This window comes from Micromonospora sp. NPDC047812 (genome assembly GCF_040704175.1).
Taxonomy (GTDB): Bacteria; Actinomycetota; Actinomycetes; order Mycobacteriales; family Micromonosporaceae; genus Micromonospora.
The window spans coordinates 681,686-702,138 of the sequence record NZ_JBEYRY010000002.1 but is presented as its reverse complement, the minus strand read 5'-3'; the positions used below and the strand labels follow the sequence as shown (position 1 = coordinate 702,138).

Below are 20,453 nucleotides of genomic sequence, written 5' to 3'. Positions count from 1 at the left end.
ACAGCCCTCGGCGGACCGTCCCTGATGGTGTTCGTCGCGTGACTTCCGGGGCGGCCGGCGGCTAGGGTGACTCTGCCGTGGTGCTCGGGAAGCCGGTGGAAGACCGGTGCGGCCCTCGCCACTGTGATCGGGAAGTTCGCGGCCCTCGTCGTACGAGGTCACTGGGCGTAACCCGCCTGGGAAGGCCGGCCACGGACGCACCTCCCGTCAGCCAGGAGACCGGCCACGGCACTGCGTTGACCCGTCCACGAGGTGTTGGAAGGCGGTCCCGATGCGCGTGCGCGCAGTGCGGTCCACCCTGTCCCGGCGCGTTGCCGCGCCCCTGTCCGTCCTCGTCGTCCTGCTCGGCGCCTGCGCCACGGACGACCCGGCCACGGCGCCCCCGGCGGCCGCCGCCCCGGTCGCGCTGACCAACTGCGGTACGCCGGTCGCCGTCGCCGCCCCGCCCGAGCGGGCGGTGACCCTGAACCAGCCCGCCACGGAGATCATGCTGGCGCTCGGCCTCGCCGACCGCATGGCCGGCACGGCGTACCTGGACGACGCGATCCTGCCGGAGCACGCCGCCGCGTACGCCGCCGTGCCGGTGCTGTCGGACAAGTACCCGGCGAAGGAGAAGCTGTTGGAGGCGGCGCCGGACTTCGTCTACGCCTCGTTCCACAGCGCCTTCGGCGACGAGGGCGTCGGCGACCGCGCCGCGCTCGCGGGGCTCGGCATCGGCACGTACCTCTCGCCGGCCGGGTGCCCGAAGCAGCACCGGCCGGCGAAGCTGACGGTGGAGGACGTGTTCGCCGAGATCCGGGACGTGGCGGCCGTCTTCGGGGTGCCGGAGCGGGCCGAGAAGCTCATCGCCGACCAGCGGGCCCGGATCGCCACGGCCGCCGCCCGGATCGGTGGCGCGCGGGACGTGTCCGTGCTCTGGTGGGACGCCGGCACCGACGCCCCGAGCGTGGGCGCCTGCTGCGGCAGCCCCAACATGATCATGTCGGCGGTCGGGGTGGGCAACGTGTTCGGCGACCTCACCGGCGGCTGGGCCGACACCAGCTGGGAGGCGGTCGTGGACCGCGATCCCGACGTGATCGTGCTGGTCGACGCGGGCTGGGACGCGGCAGCCGCGAAGCGGGCCTTCCTGACCCGCCACCCCGGCCTGAAGGAGTTGCCGGCGGTGGCCCGGCAACGGTTCGTCGTCATCCCGTTCTCCTCGACCTCCGCCGGGGTGCGCGTCGTGCTCGGCGTCGAGGCGCTCGCCGCGGGCGTGGCGCAGCTCCCCGCCGGGGCGGACCGCTGACCGCCGTGGCCCGCCGCGCCGGCCCGGGACCAGCACGCCGCACCGCCCCCGACCCGACCCGCCGCGCCGCCCCCGGGTCCGCCGACCGCGCCGCCCTCGGGTCCGCCGACCGTGCCGCCCCCGCTGGCGTCCGCGCGGCCAACCCGCTCGGCCTGGTGGTGCTGCTGGTCGCCCTGCTGGCCGGGCTGGTCGTGTCGATCGGGGTGGCCGTCACCGTCGGACCGGCCGACATTCCCGTGTCGACGGTCTGGTCGGTCGTGGCCGACCGGCTGGGACTCCCGCACGCCGAGGTGCCGCTGCTGCGCGAGCACATCGTCTGGCGGCTGCGCCTGCCCCGGGTGCTCGGGGCCGCCGCCGTGGGAGGCGGGCTGGCGGCCGTCGGCGCGGTGATGCAGACCGTCACCCGCAACCCGCTGGCCGACCCGTACCTGCTCGGGGTCTCCTCGGGGGCGTCGCTCGGCGCGGTCGCGGTCCTCGTCCTGGGCTTCGGCGGCGGGGTCGCCGCGCTCACCGGGGGCGCCTTCGCCGGGGCGCTGGCCGCGTTCGCGGTCGTGGCCGCGGTGGCCGGCCGCCGGGCCGCGCTGGCCCCCACGAGGGTGGTGCTGGCCGGCGTGGCCGTCGCGCAGCTCTGCGGGGCGGCCACCTCGTTCGTCATCATCTGGGTCGCCGACCCGCACGCCACCCAGAGCATCACGTTCTGGCTCTCCGGCTCGTTGGCCCGCGTCGACTGGACCGCCCTGGCCTGGGCCGCGCCGGTCCTGGCCGCCGTGCTCGCCCTGGTGGCGGCGTACGCCCGCACGCTCAACGCCTTCGCCTTCGGCGAGGACGCCGCGGCGACCCTCGGTGTCCCCGTCACCCGGGTCCGGTGGCTGCTGCTGGTCGCCACCGCGCTGCTCACCGCGGCGCTGGTCGCCGTCAGCGGCGCGGTGGGCTTCGTCGGGCTGATCCTGCCGCACGCCGCCCGGTTCCTCACCGGGGCGGACCACCGGCGCCTGCTGCCCGTCGTCGTCCTCGCCGGGGCGATCTTCCTGGTCTGGGTGGACACCGCCGCGCGGACCCTCTTCGCGCCCCGGGAGCTGCCGGTCGGCGTGCTGACGGCGCTGCTCGGGGTGCCCGCCTTCGTGGTGCTGCTGCACCGCCGGAAGGTGCGTGGCTGATGCTCACCGTCACCGGCGTGTCCTGGTCCGTCGCGGCCCGGCGGATCCTCGACGACGTCACCTGCGCGGTGCCGGCGGGCAGCCTCGTCGGGCTGCTCGGCCCCAACGGCTGCGGCAAGACCACCCTGCTGCGGATCGTCGCCCGGCTCGCCACGCCGGACGCCGGGTTGGTCACGGTCGGCGGCGACGACGTCACCGCCCTGCCCCGGGTCGCGCTGGCCCGCCGGACGGCGCTGCTCGCCCAGCACGCCGACACGGACCTGGACCTCACCGTCGGCGAGGTGGTGCTGCTCGGCCGTACGCCCCACCGTGGCTCGCGCTGGTCCGACAGCGGCGCCGACCGCGCCGCGGCGGCCGACGCGCTGGCCCGGGTGGACCTGGACGGGTACGCCGGGCGCCGCTGGCACACCCTCTCCGGCGGCGAGCGGCAGCGGGTGCAGCTGGCCCGCGCCCTGGCCCAGCAACCGCTGCTGCTGTTGCTCGACGAGCCCACCAACCACCTCGACATCGGCCACCAGCTGCACCTGCTGCACCTGGTCCGCCGCTCCGGGGTCACCACCCTGGCCGCGCTGCACGACCTCAACCTGGCGGCCATGTTCTGCGACGCGGTGGTCGTCCTGGCCGCCGGGCGGGTCGTCGCCGCCGGTACGCCCGCCGAGGTCCTCACCCCCGGGCTGCTCGCCGACGTCTACGGGGTGCGGGCCGACGTCGCGACGCACCCGGGCACCGGGCGGCCCGCCATCACCTACCACCCGCCGGCGCCATGACCGTCGCACCGGGCTGCCTCGTCACCGTGTGCCGCGACTGCTGCTGCGGCAGCGCCCGCAAGCACCCGTCCGTCGACCACGACGCGCAGTTGCGGCGGTTGCGTGCCGGGTTGCCGGCTCCGCACCGGGTACGGGTCAGCGCCTGCCTCGACCTCTGCGCGCAGTCGAACCTGGTCGTCGTGCACCCGACCCCGGCGGCACGCCGCGCCGGCGCGCGGCCGGTCTGGTTCGGCCTGGTCCTGCACGACTTCGTCGTCGACGACATCACCGGATGGGTCCGGGCCGGCGGGCCGGGCGTGGCGCCGCTGCCCGCCGCGCTGGAGCTGTCGGTGGTCGCCCCGGCGCTCCACCCCGGCCGGTGAGGCGGCCTCAGCGCGGGCGGTCGTCGCCGGGGCCGGCGGGATCGGCGCGACCGGCGGCGGCCAGGAAGGAGTTGTAGCGGGCCAGGTCGTCCGGCTCGCCGGTGGCCTCGGCGCGGGCGGCGGCCCGGTCGAGGCGGGCCTGTTCCCGCCGGTCGGCGCGGACCCACTGGCGGACCAGCACGACCAGGACGACCGCGGCGGGGATCTCCCCGAACGCCCAGGCGATGCCCGCGCCCAGCCTCTGGTCCTCCATCAGCGACGACGCCCAGTCCGGGTGGACGGCGACGTACCAGTCCGGGGCGATGAGGCTGGTGGTCTGCATCAGCACGAGGCCGAAGAAGCCGTGCGCCATCATCGACGCGAGGTGGATGATCACCAGGAGGGGGTGGGCGAGCCTCGGCCGGCCCGGGTCGACCCCGATGAGCACCCAGAACAGCAGGTACCCGGCGACCACGAAGTGCGTGAGCATGGCCAGGTGCCCGAGGTGGGAGCGCATCAGCGTGCCGAGCAGGTCGCTGAGGTAGAGACCGAAGAGGCTGCCGGCGTAGATGCCCAGCGCGACCAGAGGGTGGGTGAGCAGCCTCGCGGGCCGGCTGTGCAGCGCCAGCAGCAGCCACTCCCGGGCCCCACGGACCTGCGGGTCGGTGGGGCGACGCAGGGCGCGCAGCGCCAGGGTGACCGGGGCGCCGCCGACGAGCAGGATCGGCACCAGCATCGACAGCACCATGTGCTGCACCATGTGGGCGCTGAACAGCACGTACGCGTAGCGGGCCACGCCCAGGTTGGTGACGGCGGCCAGCAGCAGCAGACCGGCCGACCAGCTCGCGGTCCGGGCCAGCGGCCAGCGGTGCCCGGCCCGGTGCAGCCGCCACACCCCGGCCAGGTAACCGCCGATGCCGAGGACGGTGAGGGTCAGGAAGAACATGTCCGGCAGCGGCTGGCCCACCAGGCGTTCCGGGGTCGGCGCGGCGGGCATCGGGAAGCCGAGCAGCTCGGTGATCGGGTCGGCGTCGAGCGGGTCCTGCGCCACCGGGGTGGGGCTGCGGGACAGCGCCACGGCCAGCCCGACGGTGGCGGCGAACACGACCACCTCACCGGCGGCCAGCCGGGCGAACGCGCCGCGCCGGCCCGCGCGCAGGGCCGGCAGGGTCCGCGACCGGTGCACGGCGCCCAGGGTGCCCAGGACGGCCAGGGCGACGAGCTTGCCGAGGACCAGCCAGCCGTACCGGGACTGCCAGAGCTGGGACACGTCGCCGAGGCGTACGGCGGCGTTGGCCGTTCCGCTCACCGCGACGGCCACGAAGCAGCCCAGGGCGAGGCGGCCGTACCGGTCGGCGGCGTCGGCCAGTTGCCGGCTGCGGCGGACCATCAGCAGCGCCACCAGCCCGCCGACCCAGAGGGCGGCGGCCAGCACGTGCAGGACGAGGCTGGACACCGCGATCTGGTGGTTGCCCGCCCCGGCGGCGTGCCCGGTGAACGCCGGCGGCAGTACCCCGACCAGCGCGATCAACGCCGTCGCGGCGGCGAGCCCGCGCGAGACGCCCACCCGGGCCAGCACCGCCACCGCCAGCGCCAGCCCCGCCTGGAGCAGCAGCGCCCGCCCCTGCGAGATCGAGGAGGCGAAGCTGACCACGGTGGGGACGCCGAGTTCGTCCACGGGGACGCCGAGCAGGTCCGAGACCGTCAGCACGATCAGCGTCAGCGCGGTCACCGCCCAGCCCGCCGCCGCCGCGCCCGCGCGGCGCAGCAGCAGCCAGCCGTACGCCGAGACGCTGCGCCCGTCGCCGGGCAGCAGGAAGGCCGCCGTCACCACCATCCCGACCGTCAGGGTGGCGAGGCCGTCGGCGAGCAGCCGGACCACGGGCAGCGCCCACGTCGTGACCGGCCCCGGGTCGGGCAGCCCGGGGACCGCTACCGCGAGCGCGTCGCCGGCACGCAGGCCGAGCAGGAGTACGGCCACCGCCGACGCCACGGCCGCGACGGGTACGAGCCACCCGCCACGCCCCCGGGAACCGGGACGGAGGTTGGGGCCGGGCGTGGCCGCGACCGGGGTGACGGCGGCAGGCTGGTCGTCCACGTCGGCTTCACCCACCGTCGTCGCCACGGGCTCGGCGCCCGGGCCCCGGACGGGCTGGGCGGGGCGGGAAGTGGTGTCTGGCACGTCGGTGTCCCTTGGGTTCGGGGAGGGCGGTTCGCGCCCGGGGCAGGTCCCGGGGCTTCGAGGGTCGGGGTGCTGCCGGTCAGCGGGTCTCGCGGCGCCGGCGCAGCAGCAGCGCGGCCCCGCCGAGGACGGCCACCAGGACCCCTGCGGCCAGCAGCACGGCGCCCGTCCCGGGGCCGCCCGAGCCGGTCGCGGAGGCGGGGGGTCCGACCGACACGGCGGCCGGCGGCGCGGCGGCGGACGATGCGGCGGCGGTCGGCGCGGTGGCGGACGGCGCGGTGGCGGTCGCCCCGCCGGCGGTGTCGACGCCGCCGGCGACGGTGAACCGGTACGACCCCTGCACGGGATGCCCGTCGGCGGAGACGATCCGGTAGGCCACGGTGTAGGTGCCCTCGCCCAGCGTCTCGTCGACGGTCACCGTGCCCTTCGTCCCGTCGACGGCGGGCGCACCGGTGGGGACCTTCCGCCGGGCGGCGTCGGTCAGCGCGATGGTGGTGAAGGTCGGGTCGAGCCGCTGCGCGAACTCCAGGGTGATCCTCGTCGGCGGCGTCGTCAGGCGGTCGCCGTCGGCGGGGCTGGCGGCCCGCAGCGTGTTGTGCGCGGCGGCGGGGGCGGCCGGTACGAGCAGCAGCGCGGCGGCGGCCAGAGCGGCGGCGACGAGGGCCGCGGCGGTCGGGCGGCGGAACCGGGTGTGCATGTCTGGTGCTTCTCCTGAAAATGGTGGTGGTGGTCAGCCGAGCGGTTGCTGGCCGAGCCGGCCGCCCCCGGGGCAGCCGGGGACGTTCCGACCCGGGCGGGTGCCTCGGCCCGGAGCCCGGTCAGGCCGCGCGGCGGTCGGAGACGCGCGCGGAGCCGGGATACGGCGACGGGAGCAGCCGCAGCCCCGGCGACTCCGTGGGCTCGTCGGCGGGCAGGCTCCAGCGGGGCTCGTCCGGCCGGCTGCGCCGCGCCGGGCCGTCGGGGCGCAGCCCCGGGCGGGACAGGGCGACGACGATGACGTAGCCCGCGAGCAGGAAAACGTGGCTGACCAGCCGGGCGGTGTCCACGCGCCCGGTCAGCAGGTCGTTGACCGACAGCAGCGCCAGCATGCCGACGAAGGCGCTCAACATCGGCACCAGCCCGGTCGGCGGCGTGCGTCGGGCCGCGACGAAGAGGAAGCCCGCGCCCACGGCGACGTTCCACGCCGCCGACTCGTGCCACAGGTGCCCCGACATCAGCCCCCCGGCCGCCGGGTGGGCGTGGGCGCTCGCCGTGCCGCGTCCGACCTGCGCCAGGCCCAGCACGAGTTGCAGTGCCCCGACCAGACCCAGGACCGCCCGCAGGGTGAGCACGACCCGCTCCCGCCGGCGACGCGGAGCGGGGGTGGGCAGCGCGCCGAGGATGACGTCGGTGCGGTCGTCACCGGCGACGGCGACCGACAGCCGGGCCCGGCGGGTCACCGCCGTGGCGCGGTCGTACCACGTCCGGCAGCCGCCGCAGCCGGCCAGGTGGGCCGCCACCGCCGTCCGCTCGGCGGCGGTCTCCTCCCCGTCCAACTGCGCCGACAGCACCTCACGCCACTGCTCGCACCCCATGTACCGGTAGTCGTCCCGGACCCGCCGTTGGTTCCGCGCAGTTTCGTGGACCGTCGCCTTCCCGCAGGTCAGGGCGGCAGGCGGCTCAGCCGGTGGCGTCGCCGCCCCGGCCCGTGTCCGGCTCCGACCAGCTGCGTACGGCGGCGACCAGATCCTCCCGGGCCCGGGCCACCCGGGAGCGGATGGTGCCCACCGGGCAGCCGCACACCTCCGCTGCCTCGGCGTAGGACAGGCCGAGAACCTGGGTGGCGACGAACGCCTCCCGCCGGTCCCTGGGCAACGCCGCGATGAGGCGTTCGAGCACGACCTGCCGGTCGAAGCCGCTGCGCGCCGGGTCGGGCACGTCGTACCCGTCCGGCATCGGCACCGTGCGCGGCCGTGACGTCACGGTGCGGACGTGGTCCGCCGCGACCCGGCGGGCGATGGCGAGCAGCCACGTCCGCGTCGAGGAGCGCCCGGCGTACGACGGCAGCGACCGCATCGCCCGCAGGAAGGTCTCCTGGGTCAGGTCGTCCGCCTCGTGGGGCGTGACCAACGCGGCGAGGAAGCGGCGGACCTGCTGCTGCGTCGCCCGGACGAAGCAGGCGGCGGCCGCCCGGTCACCCCGGCCGGCGGCCAGCGCCCACGCGGTCAGCTCCGCGTCGTCAGCCATCCGGCACCTCCGTGTCGGGCCGCCGGGGAGCGGGTGCCCCGACGACAATCACGACAGGTCGTAGTAGTGACTGGTCGGCAGCGTACCGCAGTCGGCCCGGTGGTGGCCCTCCCCGAAAGTCCCGCATCCGGGTGCCACCGCGCCCGTCGCCGGGGGATGTCTAGCATGGACGGCCCCGCCCGACCGTCGAAGCAGGCAGCCCATGACCGGTACGGTTTTCGAGAACGCCCGGATCCACACGCTCGACCCCGCTCGACCGCACGCCGAGGCGATGCTGGTACGCGGCGAGCGGATCGTCGCCGTCGGAGACGCCGACGAGTGCCGCGACCGCGCCGGCGCCGGGGCGCGCCGGGTCGACCTCGCCGGGATGGCCGTGCTGCCCGGGCTGATCGACAGCCACCTCCACTCGGCGCTCTACGTGCGCGGCCTGGAGCAGGTGGACCTGCGCGGCACGACGAGCCTCGACGAGGCGTTGACGCGGATCGGGCGGCACGCCGCCACCCTGCCGCCCGACGCCTGGCTCTTCGGGGGACGCTGGGACAGCCACAAGTGGGACCGGCCGGTGCAGCCGACCCGGGCCGAGCTGGACCGCGTCTGCCCGGACCGGCCCGCCGTGCTGCCCAGCATCGACGGGCACACCACCTGGGTCAACACGGCGGCCCTCCGGCGGCTCGGCATCGACGCCGACACCCCCGACCCGGTCGGCGGGCAGATCGTCCGCGACGAACGCGGCGAGCCGACCGGCATCCTGCGGGAGGCGGCGGGGGACGCGGCGTACGACGTCATGCGCTCCTCGCTCGCCGGCGACCTGGTCGCGCAGTTGCGTACCCATCTGCCCCGGCTGCTCTCCGTCGGCCTGACCAGCATCCACGACCTCGACGGTCAGGACTGCCGGGCCGCCTACGAGACCCTGTACGCCCGGGGTGAACTGCCGCTGCGGGTGCACAAGTCGATCCCGTCGACCGCGTTGGACGAGGTGATCGACCGGGGCTGGGCGACCGGCGACGGGGACCGCTGGCTCAGCACCGGCCCGGTCAAGATCTTCACCGACGGTGCGCTCGGCTCGCACACCTGCCTGATGACCGAGCCGTACGAGGGCGAGCCGCACAACCACGGCATCGCGGTCACCCCGGCGGAGGAGTTCGAGCGGCTGGTGGCGAAGGCGGCCGGGGCCGGCATCGCCGTCGCGGCGCACGCCATCGGCGACGCGGCGAACCAGATGGTGCTGCGGGCGTACGCCAACTGGCAGGAGTCGGCGCGCACCAACCCGACCGTCGCCGGGGCGGTGCGGCGGCTGCGGCACCGGATCGAGCACACCCAGCACCTGCGCCCGGCGGACGTGCCGCTGCTCGCCCGGCTGGGCGTGACCGCCTCGATGCAGCCCACCCACTGCACCAGCGACATCCCCCTGACCAGCCGGATGCTCGCCGGCCGGGACCTCGCCTCGTACGCCTGGCGCAGCCTGCTGGACGCCGGCGCGACGGTGGCGTTCGGTTCGGACGCCCCGGTGGAGGACCCGGATCCGTTCTTCGGCATCCACGCCGCGGTGACCCGGCAGCAGCCCGACGGCACCCCGCCCGGCGGCGTGGACCCGCACGAGCAGGTGGACCTCGACACGGCGCTGCGCTGCTTCACCGAGGCCGGCGCGTACGCCTCCTACGAGGAGCACCTCAAGGGGCGGCTGACCCCGGGGATGCTCGCGGACTTCATCGCGCTGCCGACCGACCCGTACCGGGTCGAGCCGGCGGAGCTGCGCGACCTCACGGTGGCACTCACCGTGGTCGGCGGGGTCGTGCGCTGGCAGCGCTGACGGGACCCGCCGCCCGTTGACCGGGGCCGGCCGCCCAGGCGGAGACCAGCGCCGTCACCCGGGGGTGGGTGGACACGCCGAGCAGCCCCGGAAGCAGCACCCAGCCGAGCGGCGTGCCCACCTCGGCCACACCCATCACGAGGGACGCCGTCACATCGACCGCCGCGGACCTGCGCGCGGGAGGTCGGCGACCGGTCGCGGGCGCGGGCGCGCCGCCACCCCGTATCGCCAATATGCGGATTCGCTCCTTACCGGTTAGGGTTGGCTAACCGGCTGTCGAGCTCTGGGGAGGGTATGTGCTGGTTCTGGTGGCGGTCCACGCACTCGCAGCCGTGATCGCCCCGGGACTGATACGTATCTGGGGGCGACGGGCCCTCTACCTGGTGGCCCTGGCCCCGGCCGCGACCCTGGTCTGGGCGCTGACCCGGACCGGGACGGTCCGCTCCGGCACCCCGGTCGTCGAGACGGTCACCTGGGTCCCGCAGCTCGGCCTGGAGATCGCCCTGCGGATGGGCACCCTGGCCTGGCTGATGGTGGTGCTCGTCGGCGGGGTCGGGGCGTTGGTGCTCGCCTACAGCGCCCGCTACTTCCGCTCCGACGACCCGGGCCTGGGCCGCTTCGCGGCCGTCTTCGTCGCCTTCGCCGGGGCGATGCTCGGCCTGGTGGTCTCCGACGACCTGCTGCTGCTGTACGTGTTCTGGGAGCTGACGACCGTCCTCTCCTACCTGCTGATCGGCAGCGACCCCACCAAACGCGCCAGCCGGCGGGCCGCCATGCAGGCGCTGCTGGTGACCACCCTGGGCGGCCTGGCGATGCTCGCCGGGTTCGTCATGCTCGGGCAGCACGCCGGCACCTACCGCTGGTCCGAGATCGCCACGAACCTGCCCGGCGGGGGCTACCTGGCCGTGGCCCTGGTGCTGATCCTGCTCGGCGCGCTGAGCAAGTCGGCGATCTTCCCCTTCAGCTTCTGGCTGCCCGGCGCGATGGCCGCGCCCACGCCGGTCAGCGCCTACCTGCACGCCGCCGCGATGGTCAAAGCCGGTGTGTTCCTCGTCGCGCTGATGGGACCGGCCGTGGTCGGGGTCACGCCGTGGCGGCCGGTGCTGCTGGCCGGCGGGCTGATCACCATGTTCCTCGGCGGCTGGGCGGCGCTGCGGCAGGCCGACCTGAAGCTGCTGCTGGCCTACGGCACGGTCAGCCAGCTCGGCCTGCTGATGGTGGTCCTCGGTGCCGGCACCCGCGACACCGCGCTGGCCGGCGCGGCGATGGTGCTGGCCCACGCGCTGTTCAAGTCCACCCTGTTCCTCGTCGTCGGGATCGTCGACCACGTCGCCGGCACCCGTGACCTGCGCGAGCTCAGCGGCCTCGGGCGGCGGGCGCCGGCGCTCGCGGCGGTGGCCGGCCTCGCGGCGGCCTCCATGGCCGGCCTCCCGCCGCTGGCCGGATTCGTCGCCAAGGAGGCGGCGGTCGAGGCGTTCCTGCACGGCGGCACCGCCGACCTGGTGGTGCTCGCCGGCGTGGTGCTCGGCTCGGCGCTGACCGTGGCGTACACGCTGCGCTTCGTCTGGGGCGCGTTCGCCACCAAAGGCGACGTGCCCGCCACCCAGGCCCGGCCGGTCCGGTGGCCCTTCCTCGCACCGGCCGTCGTGCTCGCCGCCGCGGGCCTGGCGGCGGGGCTCTTCGCGCCCGCCGTCGACAAGGCCCTCGCCCCGTACGCGGACCTGTACCCGAGCAGCGAGCCCGGCTACCACCTCGCGCTCTGGCACGGGCCGACCCTGGCGCTGGGCCTGTCGGCGCTGGCGGTCGCCGGCGGCGTGGGGCTGTTCCTCCTGCGGCACCGGGGGCGGCTGGGCCCGGCGGCCCGCCTGCCCTTCGACGGGGCCGCGGTCTACGACCGGCTGATCGGTGGGGTGGACCGGCTCGCGGTGGAGCTGACCGGCGCCACCCAGCGCGGATCCCTCCCGTTCTACCTCGGCGTCATCCTCCTGGTGATGATCACCTTGCCGGGTGGGGCGCTGCTGGCCGGGATGCCCTGGCCGCAGCGGTTCCAGCTGTGGGACACCCCGTTGCAGGCCGTCGCCGCCGCGGTGGTGATCGTGGCCGCCGTGGCCGCCGCCCGCGCCCGGCGCCGACTGACCGCGATGATCCTCGTCGGCGTCGCCGGCTACGGCACCGCGCTGCTGTTCATCCTGCACGGCGCCCCGGACCTGGCCCTGACCCAGTTCCTGGTGGAGACCGTCACGATCGTCATGTTCGTGCTGGTCCTGCGCCACCTCCCCGCCAAGTTCTCCGAGCGGCCCATCCGGTCCAGCCGGCGCGGTCGCATCGCGCTCGGCGTCGCCGTGGGCGTGGTCACCGCCGGCATGGCGTACGTCGCGGCGGGAGCGCGGATCGCCACCCCGATCTCCGTCGACTTCCCCGACGAGGCCGTCTCCTACGGCGGCGGCAAGAACATCGTCAACGTGACCCTGGTCGACATCCGGGCCTGGGACACCATGGGCGAGATCGCCGTCCTGGTGGTGGCCGCCACCGGCGTGGCCAGCCTCATCTTCCGCCACTCCCGGGACCTCGGCCTGCGCAGGGGCATCCCCGGCGTCGGCCGCACCGAGTCGGCGCGACCCCGCTGGCTCACCACCGGCGCCACCACCCGCCAGCAGTCGGTCATCCTCCAGGTCGTCACCCGGCTGCTGTTCCACGCCATCGTGCTCTTCTCGATCTACCTGCTCTTCTCCGGGCACAACGCCCCGGGCGGCGGCTTCGCCGCCGGGCTGGTGGCCGGGCTCGCGCTGGCCGTGCGCTACCTGGCTGGCGGGCGCACCGAACTCAACGGGGCCGCCCCCGTCGACGCCGGCGCGGTGCTCGGCGCCGGGCTGTTCGTCGCGGTCGGCACGGGCGTCGCCGCGATGCTGCTGGGCGGGGAGTTCCTCCAGAGCGCCCTGCTGGACCTGCACCTGCCGGTCCTCGGCCACGTCCACTTCGTCACGTCGGTCTTCTTCGACGTCGGCGTCTACCTCATCGTGGTCGGCCTGGTCCTGGACATCCTGCGCAGCCTGGGCGCGGAGATGGACCGCCAGCAGGAGACCGACCAGAACGAGACCGAACAGGCCGACGACCGGACGAAGGAGCTGGTGTGAACCCGAACCTGACCTACGTCCTCGTGGTCGGTGTCCTCTTCGCCGCCGGGGTGACGCTGCTGCTGGAACGCAGCCTCACCCGGGTGCTGATGGGCGTCATCCTGCTCGGCAACGGCGCCAACCTCCTGCTGCTCACCGGCGGCAAGGCCGGCGGGCCGCCGATCGTCGGCACCACCGCCGAGGGGGACATGAGCGACCCGCTGCCCCAGGCCATGGTGCTGACCGCGATCGTCATCACCCTCGGCATGACCGCGTTCCTGCTCGCCCTGGCGTACCGCAGCTGGCACCTCAACGGTCACGACGAGGTGCAGGACGACGTCGAGGACCGCCGCATCATGGAGCTGGCCGACCGGGACGAGGGGCCGGGCACCGCCGACACCGACGGCGGCGACGCCGACGGTGACGACGTCGACCCCGCGCTGGCGACCGTGCCGGCCGACGGCGCCGCGACGAGCCCGGCCGGGGACGCGGGGAGGGGCCGATGACCTGGCTCGTACCCCTGCCGGTGGTGATGCCGCTGCTCGGCGCGGCCCTGACGCTGCTGCTCGTCGGCCGGCCCCGCGCCCAGCGCTGGGTCAGCCTCACGGTCCTCACCGCCACCGTCGCCGTGGCGGCCACGCTGCTGGTCCGCTCCTCCGTGGACGGGCCGCTGGTCGTCGAGGTCGGCGGCTGGGTGGCACCACTGGGCATCGTCCTGGTCGCCGACCAGCTCGCCGCGCTGATGCTGGTCGTCTCCGCCGCCGTCACCCTCTGCGTGCTGGTCTACTCGATCGGGCAGGGCACGGCCGACGGCAACGAGGAGACGCCGCTGTCGGTCTACCACCCGACCTACCTCGTGCTGACCGCGGGCGTGTGCAACGCCTTCCTCTCCGGCGACCTGTTCAACCTCTACGTCGGCTTCGAGATCCTGCTGGTGGCCAGCTACGTGCTGCTGACCCTGGGGAGCACGGAGACCCGGATCCGGGCCGGCACCACGTACGTCGTGGTCAGCCTGCTCTCGTCGCTGATCTTCCTGGTCGCGATCGGCCTGGTCTACGCGGCGACCGGCACGCTCAACCTGGCCCAGCTCGTCGACCGGCTCGACGCGCTGCCGGACGACCTGCGGCTGGTGTTGCAGGGGATGCTGCTGCTCGCCTTCGGCATCAAGGCGGCCGTGTTCCCGCTGTCGGCCTGGCTGCCGGACAGCTACCCGACCGCCCCGGCCCCGGTCACCGCGGTCTTCGCCGGCCTGCTCACCAAGGTCGGCGTGTACGCGATCATCCGCACCGAGACGCTGCTGTTCCCCGGCGGGCGCACCGCCGACCTGCTGCTGGTGGTGGCGGCACTGACGATGGTGGTGGGCATCCTCGGCGCGGTCGCCCAGTCCGACGTCAAGCGGCTGCTGTCGTTCACCCTCATCAGCCACATCGGTTACATGCTCTTCGGCGTCGGCCTGAGCACCTCCCTCGGGCTGTCCGCGGCGATCTTCTACGTGGTGCACCACATCACCATCCAGACGACCCTGTTCCTCGCCGCCGGCCTCGTCGAACGCCGGGGCGGGAGCACCGCCCTGGACCGCCTCGGCGGGCTGGCCCGACTCTCGCCGCTGCTGGCCGTGCTGTTCTTCGTACCCGCGCTCAACCTCGCCGGCATCCCACCGTTCTCCGGTTTCCTCGGCAAGCTCGGCCTCGTCCAGGCCGGCGTGGACGACGGCGGCGCGCTGGCCTGGACGCTCGTCGCCGGCGGGCTGCTCACCAGCCTGCTCACCCTCTACGCCATCGCCCGCGTGTGGAACCTCGCCTTCTGGCGCGCCCCGCACCCGGACATGCCGGACGCCGGCGACGTCGTCCGGGCCGCCCGCACCGACGGCGCCGAGCAGCCGCGCCGGGCACCGGACGCCGAGGGGTCGGGCGTCGTGCTGCCCCGGCTGATGATCGGGTCGACCGCCGCCCTGGTGGTGCTGGGCCTGGCGCTGACCGCGGTGGCCGGGCCGCTGTTCGACATCAGCACCGACGCCGCCGACGACCTGCTGCGCCGGACCCCGTACGTCGAGGCCGTGTTCCCGGACGGTGCCCCGTGACCAGCGACCGGACGACCCCGACCACCCCACCGGCGAACCCGCCGCTGACCCGCAGGGCCCGCCGGCGCAACCGGATCGTCGCCGTGACCGGGCTGACCAGCGTCTGGGTGCTGCTGTGGGGCACCCTCTCCTGGGCCAACGTGATCAGCGGGCTGGTGCTCTCCGTCGTGCTGCTGGCGGTGTTCCCGCTGCCGCCGGTGACCTTCGCCGGGCGGATCCGCCCCGTGCCGCTCGCCCGGTTCTGGGTGCGGTTCCTGCGGGACCTCGTGGTCGCCTCCGCCCAGATCGCCTGGCTGGCGGTGCGGATCGGGCACCCTCCGCTCAGCGCGATCATCGCCGTACCGTTGCGGGTCAACACCGACCTCAACCTCACGCTGACCGCCGAGGCGCTGTCCCTGGTGCCCGGCAGCCTCATCATCGAGGCCGACCGGACGACCGGCACCCTCTACGTGCACGTCATCGGCGTCCGCAGCCGCGAGGAGGTGGAGCGGTTCCGGCAGGGCGTGCTCGACCTCGAAGCGCGGATCGTCGCCGCCATCGGCTCGCCCGACGAACTGCGCCGCGTGACGCAACCCCACGTCGCCGGCCCCTCGGAGCCGGCCCACCCGGAAGGGGTACCCAGTTGACCGTCGTCGCCGTGACCGTCGCCGCGCTGCTCGCCGTGGCCGTCGGACTGACCCTCGTCCGCATCATCCGCGGACCGTCCATCCTCGACCGCGCCGTCGCCACCGACGTCCTGCTCGCCGTCGTCGTCGCCGCCATCGCCACGGAGGCCGCCTACAGCCGCGACGCCACCGCGCTGCCCGTGCTGGTCGTCCTCGCCATCCTCGGGTTCGTCGGCTCGGTCAGCGTCGCCCGGTTCGCCGCCCGGAGGAACGACAAGTGACGCTCGACGCCGTCCTCGACGTCGCCGCCGGCGTCTGCCTGATCGCCGGCGCGCTGCTCTGCGTCGCCGCCGGGGCGGCGCTGCTGCGCTTCCCCGACCTGCTCGCCCGGATGCACGCGGCGGCCAAGCCCCAGGTGCTCGGCCTGCTGCTCGTCCTGCTCGGCTGCGCGCTGCGCCTGCGTACGGGGGTGGACATCACCACCCTCGTGCTCGTCGGCGCCTTCCAGCTCGCCACCGCGCCCGTCGCGGCGCACATGGTGGGCCGGGCCGGCTACCCGCACGACGAGATCCGCCGCGACCTGCTGATCACCGACGAACTCGCGCCCCACCTGGACCGCATCAGCTCCGGCCGCTCCTGACCGAAGGGTCGCGGCAGCTCTGCGGGGCGCGGCCGGCCGGGACGACTCGCGGGGACGGATCGAGGCCCATTCTGGGCCGGGCCCGTCACGATCGGCGTCCGACCGGACATGGGATGGACGTGACCTCCGCGACCGAGCACGAGGACCATTTCCGACGCGTCTACGCCGACGGCTTCGAGCCGCTGCTGGCGTACGCCCTGCGGCGCGTCGAGCACCCCGAGGACGCGGCCGACGTGGTCGCGGAGACCTTCCTCGTGGCCTGGCGGCGCAGACACGAGATGCCGACGGACGCCGAGACCCGGCTGTGGCTGTACGGCGTCGCCCGGCGTGTGCTCGCCAACCACCACCGCAGCGGCAGGCGCCGGCAGCGGCTGGGCGAGCGGCTACGACAGGGGATCACGGCCGCGATCGCCGCCGATCCGGGCAGCGAGGTGCCGGAACGGCTCACCGTCCGGGCCGCGCTGGCCCACCTGTGTGAGCTGGACCGGGAGGTGCTGATGCTGACCGTCTGGGAGGGCCTGGAGCCCCGTGAGGCGGCCGCGGTCCTCCGGGTGAGCCCGGCCGTGGTCCGTACCCGCCTCTCGCGCGCCCGGGCCAGGCTGCGCGACCTCGTCCGTGACGATCCCGACCCACCCGGACATGTACTCGGCGTCCTGACCGCACCCACCCCGAAGGAGGACCGATGACCGAGGAGCACCTCGACCGGATGGTTCGAGACGCCGATCCCTACCGACCCGATGTCGTCGGGCACCTGGACGGGGCGAAGCAGACCCTCCTGGAGGAGATCATGTCCGAGCCGAGGCTCGATCGCGTCGTCGAATCACCGCCACCACGCTCCCGGGCGGGCCGCGGCACGGTCCGCCGCTTCGCCGGCGCGCTGACCGCCGCCGCCGTCCTCACCGGCGTCCTCGCCGTCTCCACCGTGTTCCGAGAGCATCCGGACGACAGTCAGGTCCCTCCCACGGGCGCCGCCAGCGCGGGCGCCCCCGTCGTCTACTCGCCCGTGGCGATGAAGGCCGCCGAGGGGAACCCACGGCTGCTCATCGACCAGCCGGGCTGGAAGGTGACCACCGTCTACGGGTTCACCGAGCAGCAGGGCACCATCGCGTTCAGCAGCGGTGGGCGCCAGTTGGAGATGAACTGGTACCCGGCCGCACAGTACGAGGGCTTCCACGCCGACCGGCGCAACGTCAGCCCTCCGAAAACGGTGCGGGTCGACGGCTGGCCGGGTGACCTGTTCCGCTACAGCTCCGACGACTTCGCGGTCATGCTCCGCCCGCGCGACGGCGTCTTCGTCGAATTCCGTACCGGGGGAGGCTGGAGCCGGGACGAGTTCGACGGGGTCCTCGCCGACATCGTCCGCGTCGACGTACGCACCTGGCTGGCCGCGCTTCCGGCGGAGATCGTCACGCCCGGGCGGGTGGCCGAGCAGGCCGCCAAGGTGCTCGCCGACGTGCCGCTTCCGCCGAACTTCGACCCCACCGCGCTGGGTGACGTCGGCACCAACGACTCCTACCAGTTCGGCGCCCAGGTGACCTCCCGGGTCGGCTGCGCGTGGATCGCCGAATGGCTACGCGCGAAGCGGGTCGGCGACGACGCCGCCCTCCAGCGGGCCGGCGACGCCCTGCGCAGCAGCCACAACTGGCGGGTGCTGCACCAGATGAACGACGAGGGCGACTGGCCGGAGGTGTTCTGGGAGATCGCCGACAAGGTCGCCGCCGGAAACCCGCCGCCCGCGTACGCCCAGGGGTTGGGCTGCGCCTGAGCGCCTCGACCGTCCCGACGCCGGCACTCGCGCAGCGTGAGTGCCGGCGCGGCCCCACGTCCAGGGTCGGCTGAAACTACTCGGTGGGCAGTTTCTGCCCGGTGGTGTCCGATTCCTGGGAGGCGGCCCATGAGGCGAGCAGGCGCAGCGCGTCCTCGGACGGTGAGCCGGGTTCGGCGGCGTAGATGGTGAGGGTGAGGCCGGGCTCGGCGGCCATCTCCAGGCCCTCGTAGGCGAGGGTGAGGTCACCGACGATGTGGTGGTGGAACCGCTTCGCGCCGGTGCCGTGGTGGCGGACGTCGTGGGTTCCCCAGCGGGTGCGGAACTCGGTGCTGCGGGTGGACAACTCGCCGACGAGGTCGTGCAGGTCCTTGTCCCGCGGATCGGGGCCGGCCTCGGTACGCAGGATGGCGACGCAGACGTCGGCGGCGGAGTCCCAGTCGGGGTAGAAGTCGTGGGCGTTGTCGTCGAGGAAGGTGAACCGGGCGATGTTCGCCGGGCGCTGCGGGTCGGCGTACACCCGGGCGTAGAAGGCCCGGGCGAGCTGGTTGGCGGCGAGCAGGTCCATGCGGCCGTTGCGGACGAACGCGGGGCCGGCGGTGACGGCGTCGAGGGTCCACTGCAGGCTGCGGTGCGGGGTCCACTGCCTGGTGCGGCGGCGCCGGGGCTTCAGCAGAGCGCTGCCGTCGGCGGCGCGGGCGAGGTCGAAGAGGTGGGCCCGTTCGGCGTCACCCACGACGTGCGGCTGCCCGGCATGGAGCTGTTCTTCTCCCACGTACGCCTGCACGGCGGGCCCGCCCCCGTGCGCCGCTTCCTGCCCGAACTGGTCGACCTGATCACGAGCCGGCAGATCGACCCCGGCAAGGTCTTCGACCTCGACCTGCCCCTCGACCGGGCGGCCGAGGCGTACCGGGCCATGGACGAGCGCCGCGCCATCAAGGTGCTGCTGCGTCCGTGATCCTTCGCGCCGCCCGACAGCGACGGCGCAACAACGCGGGAGAGGGCAGGGGCGGTTCCACCGTCGTCTGTCCTCCCGGCGAGGAAGACTGGCACGGGCCGCCGACGGCACGTTCATGAGCCACCTGGCCATGCTCGAAGCCCCACCCGGTGGGCAGGATCCCACCACCTGGCCCGAACCCCTCGCCGACGAGCGGCACCTGACCGCGAACCAGCACCACGCCTGACAGCCACCCGCCGGCACCCACGAGGGCATGAACCGGCGCCACCGACCCCGACGACGAGGAGCAGACCATGACCGCCACCGGCAAGACCGCCGACTACGAGGGCAAGGTCGCCTTCGTCACCGGCGCGGCCAGCGGCATCGGCCGCGCCACCGCACTGGCGTTCGCCCGCGCCGGCGCCAGCGTCACCGCCGCCGACGTCTCCGAGCAGGGCGTCCAGGAGACCGCGCGCATGATCGAGGAACTCGGCGGTCGGGCGCTCGCCGTCCGGTGCGACGTCACCTCGTCCCGGGACGTGGCCGCCGCCCTGGCGCAGACCGTGGAGACGTTCGGTCGCCTCGACGTCGCCTTCAACAACGCCGGCGTCGAGCAGCCCGTCACGCCCACCGCCGACATCACCGAGGACGACTGGGACCGGACCGTCGCGATCAACCTGCGCGGCGTGTTCCTGTGCATGAAGCACGAGATCCCGCTGCTGCTCCAGCACGGCGGTGGCGCGATCGTGAACACCTCCTCCGGCGCCGGGGTCGTGGGCATCGCGGGACAGGCCGCCTACACCGCCGCCAAGCACGGCGTCGTCGGGCTCACCAGGTCCGCCGCCCTCGACTACGCCCGTTCCGGCGTACGCATCAACGCCGTCTGCCCCGGCATCGTCGCCACCGAGATGATGGACCGCTTCACCGGCGGCACTTCCGAAGGACGCGACCGCGTCATCGCCCAGGAACCGATCGGACGCATGGGCACCGCCGACGAGATCGCCGCCGCGGTGCTCTGGCTCTGTTCGGACGCCGCGGCCTTCGTCATCGGCCACGCCATGGTCATCGACGGCGGACAGACCGTCGGGCCGGCATGAGTCCGAGGCCACGGCCTTCGATGGACCCGCGAGGTGAGGACGGCCCGCCCCGAGCCGGCGCCGTCCGGCCGCGGGGTTCCCTCCACGGGCGCGGTTCCCGCTCCGTCAGCCATCGCCGCCTTGAGCGGCTGGTCTCTAGGAAGCCTGGCGGACGGGCATGTCGGCCCGCCAGACGTCGGCCAGGTCGCTGAGGGGGACGTCGAGGGCGTGGCTGAGGCCGACCACGGTGCCGAACGCCGGTGCGGGCAGGCGGCCCGCCTCGATCTTGCGCAGCGTCTCGGGGGAGATGCCGGCTGCCAGGGCCACCTCGACGAGGCTGCGGCCGGCCCGCGCGGCGCGGAGGGCGGCTCCGAGACGCTGGCCCGCTGCGATCTGTTCGGCGGTGAGTGGTTGGCGCACCATGGCAGCAGGATACCCCCGGAGCGCCCCGACCCGGCGTGGTATAAAA

Annotated in this window: 21 protein-coding genes and 1 riboswitch; of the genes, 15 read left to right on the top strand and 6 right to left on the bottom strand. The window is 74.6% G+C overall.

The features are described from left to right. The first annotated feature begins 61 nt into the window (after positions 1 to 61). A riboswitch (cobalamin riboswitch) is annotated at positions 62 to 243 on the top strand. A gap of 28 nt (positions 244 to 271) precedes the next feature. Genes AB0883_RS10965 through AB0883_RS10950 form a run of 4 tightly spaced genes read left to right on the top strand, consistent with a single transcriptional unit; the run spans position 272 to position 3,571 of the window. Further along, positions 272 to 1,285 carry an ABC transporter substrate-binding protein gene (locus AB0883_RS10965; RefSeq protein ID WP_366641044.1) on the top strand — a complete coding sequence of 338 codons (1,014 nt, stop codon included), beginning with the start codon at positions 272 to 274 and terminating at the stop codon, positions 1,283 to 1,285. A 5-nt stretch (positions 1,286 to 1,290) separates the two neighbouring features. After that, a complete protein-coding gene (locus tag AB0883_RS10960; protein WP_366641043.1) occupies positions 1,291 to 2,442 on the top strand; it encodes an iron chelate uptake ABC transporter family permease subunit in 1,152 nt (383 codons plus the stop codon). Continuing rightward, positions 2,442 to 3,209 carry an ABC transporter ATP-binding protein gene (locus AB0883_RS10955; RefSeq protein WP_366641042.1) on the top strand — a complete coding sequence of 256 codons (768 nt, stop codon included), beginning with the start codon at positions 2,442 to 2,444 and terminating at the stop codon, positions 3,207 to 3,209. The genes AB0883_RS10960 and AB0883_RS10955 overlap by 1 nt, the downstream gene beginning before the upstream one ends. After that, a complete protein-coding gene (locus AB0883_RS10950) occupies positions 3,206 to 3,571 on the top strand; it encodes a hypothetical protein (RefSeq protein WP_366641041.1) in 366 nt (121 codons plus the stop codon). Before AB0883_RS10955 ends, AB0883_RS10950 begins: the two co-directional genes overlap by 4 nt. 7 nt (positions 3,572 to 3,578) lie before the next feature. Here AB0883_RS10950 and AB0883_RS10945 read toward each other — a convergent pair whose 3' ends face one another. From AB0883_RS10945 to AB0883_RS10930, 4 genes are all read right to left on the bottom strand, one after another. Continuing rightward, the gene (locus tag AB0883_RS10945; RefSeq protein WP_366641040.1) at positions 3,579 to 5,732 is read right to left on the bottom strand and encodes a cytochrome c oxidase assembly protein; all 2,154 of its coding nucleotides are present in this window, start codon (positions 5,730 to 5,732) and stop codon (positions 3,579 to 3,581) included. Positions 5,733 to 5,811: 79 nt separating this feature from the next. After that, complete coding sequence (locus AB0883_RS10940; RefSeq protein ID WP_366641039.1) at positions 5,812 to 6,429, bottom strand: copper resistance CopC family protein; 618 nt, start codon at positions 6,427 to 6,429, stop codon at positions 5,812 to 5,814. A 121-nt stretch (positions 6,430 to 6,550) separates the two neighbouring features. Beyond that, positions 6,551 to 7,306: a zf-HC2 domain-containing protein gene (locus tag AB0883_RS10935; RefSeq protein ID WP_366641038.1), complete on the bottom strand. Its 756-nt coding sequence runs from the start codon at positions 7,304 to 7,306 to the stop codon at positions 6,551 to 6,553. An 85-nt stretch (positions 7,307 to 7,391) separates the two neighbouring features. After that, positions 7,392 to 7,958, bottom strand: a complete 567-nt coding sequence (locus AB0883_RS10930) for a sigma-70 family RNA polymerase sigma factor (RefSeq protein ID WP_366641037.1) — start codon at positions 7,956 to 7,958, stop codon at positions 7,392 to 7,394. 202 nt (positions 7,959 to 8,160) lie between these two features. On the opposite strand from AB0883_RS10930, the gene AB0883_RS10925 reads away from it, so the two are divergent. From AB0883_RS10925 to AB0883_RS10885, 9 genes are all read left to right on the top strand, one after another. Beyond that, entirely contained in the window at positions 8,161 to 9,768 is a 1,608-nt protein-coding gene (locus AB0883_RS10925; protein ID WP_366641036.1) for an amidohydrolase, read from the top strand. 296 nt (positions 9,769 to 10,064) lie between these two features. Continuing rightward, entirely contained in the window at positions 10,065 to 12,902 is a 2,838-nt protein-coding gene (locus AB0883_RS10920; RefSeq protein ID WP_366641035.1) for a Na+/H+ antiporter subunit A, read from the top strand. Next, positions 12,899 to 13,387 (top strand): Na(+)/H(+) antiporter subunit C, encoded by a 489-nt coding sequence (locus tag AB0883_RS10915; protein WP_366641034.1) that lies wholly within the window; start codon positions 12,899 to 12,901, stop codon positions 13,385 to 13,387. Before AB0883_RS10920 ends, AB0883_RS10915 begins: the two co-directional genes overlap by 4 nt. Further along, positions 13,384 to 14,961, top strand: coding sequence for a Na+/H+ antiporter subunit D (locus AB0883_RS10910; RefSeq protein WP_366641033.1), 1,578 nt, complete (start codon positions 13,384 to 13,386; stop codon positions 14,959 to 14,961). Before AB0883_RS10915 ends, AB0883_RS10910 begins: the two co-directional genes overlap by 4 nt. Next, the gene (locus tag AB0883_RS10905) at positions 14,958 to 15,587 is read left to right on the top strand and encodes a Na+/H+ antiporter subunit E (RefSeq protein ID WP_366641032.1); all 630 of its coding nucleotides are present in this window, start codon (positions 14,958 to 14,960) and stop codon (positions 15,585 to 15,587) included. Before AB0883_RS10910 ends, AB0883_RS10905 begins: the two co-directional genes overlap by 4 nt. Next, a complete protein-coding gene (locus tag AB0883_RS10900; RefSeq protein WP_089002241.1) occupies positions 15,584 to 15,847 on the top strand; it encodes a monovalent cation/H+ antiporter complex subunit F in 264 nt (87 codons plus the stop codon). Before AB0883_RS10905 ends, AB0883_RS10900 begins: the two co-directional genes overlap by 4 nt. Further along, entirely contained in the window at positions 15,844 to 16,206 is a 363-nt protein-coding gene (gene mnhG / locus AB0883_RS10895) for a monovalent cation/H(+) antiporter subunit G (protein ID WP_151453966.1), read from the top strand. The genes AB0883_RS10900 and mnhG overlap by 4 nt, the downstream gene beginning before the upstream one ends. A gap of 113 nt (positions 16,207 to 16,319) precedes the next feature. Beyond that, positions 16,320 to 16,892 carry an RNA polymerase sigma factor gene (locus AB0883_RS10890; protein ID WP_366641031.1) on the top strand — a complete coding sequence of 191 codons (573 nt, stop codon included), beginning with the start codon at positions 16,320 to 16,322 and terminating at the stop codon, positions 16,890 to 16,892. Beyond that, positions 16,889 to 17,971 (top strand): hypothetical protein, encoded by a 1,083-nt coding sequence (locus tag AB0883_RS10885; RefSeq protein ID WP_366641030.1) that lies wholly within the window; start codon positions 16,889 to 16,891, stop codon positions 17,969 to 17,971. The genes AB0883_RS10890 and AB0883_RS10885 overlap by 4 nt, the downstream gene beginning before the upstream one ends. Before the next feature lie 76 nt (positions 17,972 to 18,047). Here AB0883_RS10885 and AB0883_RS10880 read toward each other — a convergent pair whose 3' ends face one another. Next, positions 18,048 to 18,707: a transcriptional regulator gene (locus AB0883_RS10880; protein ID WP_366641029.1), complete on the bottom strand. Its 660-nt coding sequence runs from the start codon at positions 18,705 to 18,707 to the stop codon at positions 18,048 to 18,050. On the opposite strand from AB0883_RS10880, the gene AB0883_RS10875 reads away from it, so the two are divergent. Both AB0883_RS10875 and AB0883_RS10870 read left to right on the top strand, forming a co-directional pair. Continuing rightward, positions 18,684 to 18,929 (top strand): hypothetical protein, encoded by a 246-nt coding sequence (locus AB0883_RS10875; protein WP_366641028.1) that lies wholly within the window; start codon positions 18,684 to 18,686, stop codon positions 18,927 to 18,929. The genes AB0883_RS10880 and AB0883_RS10875 overlap by 24 nt on opposite strands. 293 nt (positions 18,930 to 19,222) lie before the next feature. After that, a complete protein-coding gene (locus AB0883_RS10870) occupies positions 19,223 to 20,005 on the top strand; it encodes an SDR family oxidoreductase (RefSeq protein WP_366641027.1) in 783 nt (260 codons plus the stop codon). A 135-nt stretch (positions 20,006 to 20,140) separates the two neighbouring features. Here the strand turns inward: AB0883_RS10870 and AB0883_RS10865 are convergent, their stop codons facing one another. Continuing rightward, positions 20,141 to 20,407: a helix-turn-helix transcriptional regulator gene (locus AB0883_RS10865; RefSeq protein ID WP_121396910.1), complete on the bottom strand. Its 267-nt coding sequence runs from the start codon at positions 20,405 to 20,407 to the stop codon at positions 20,141 to 20,143. Positions 20,408 to 20,453 lie beyond the last annotated feature (46 nt).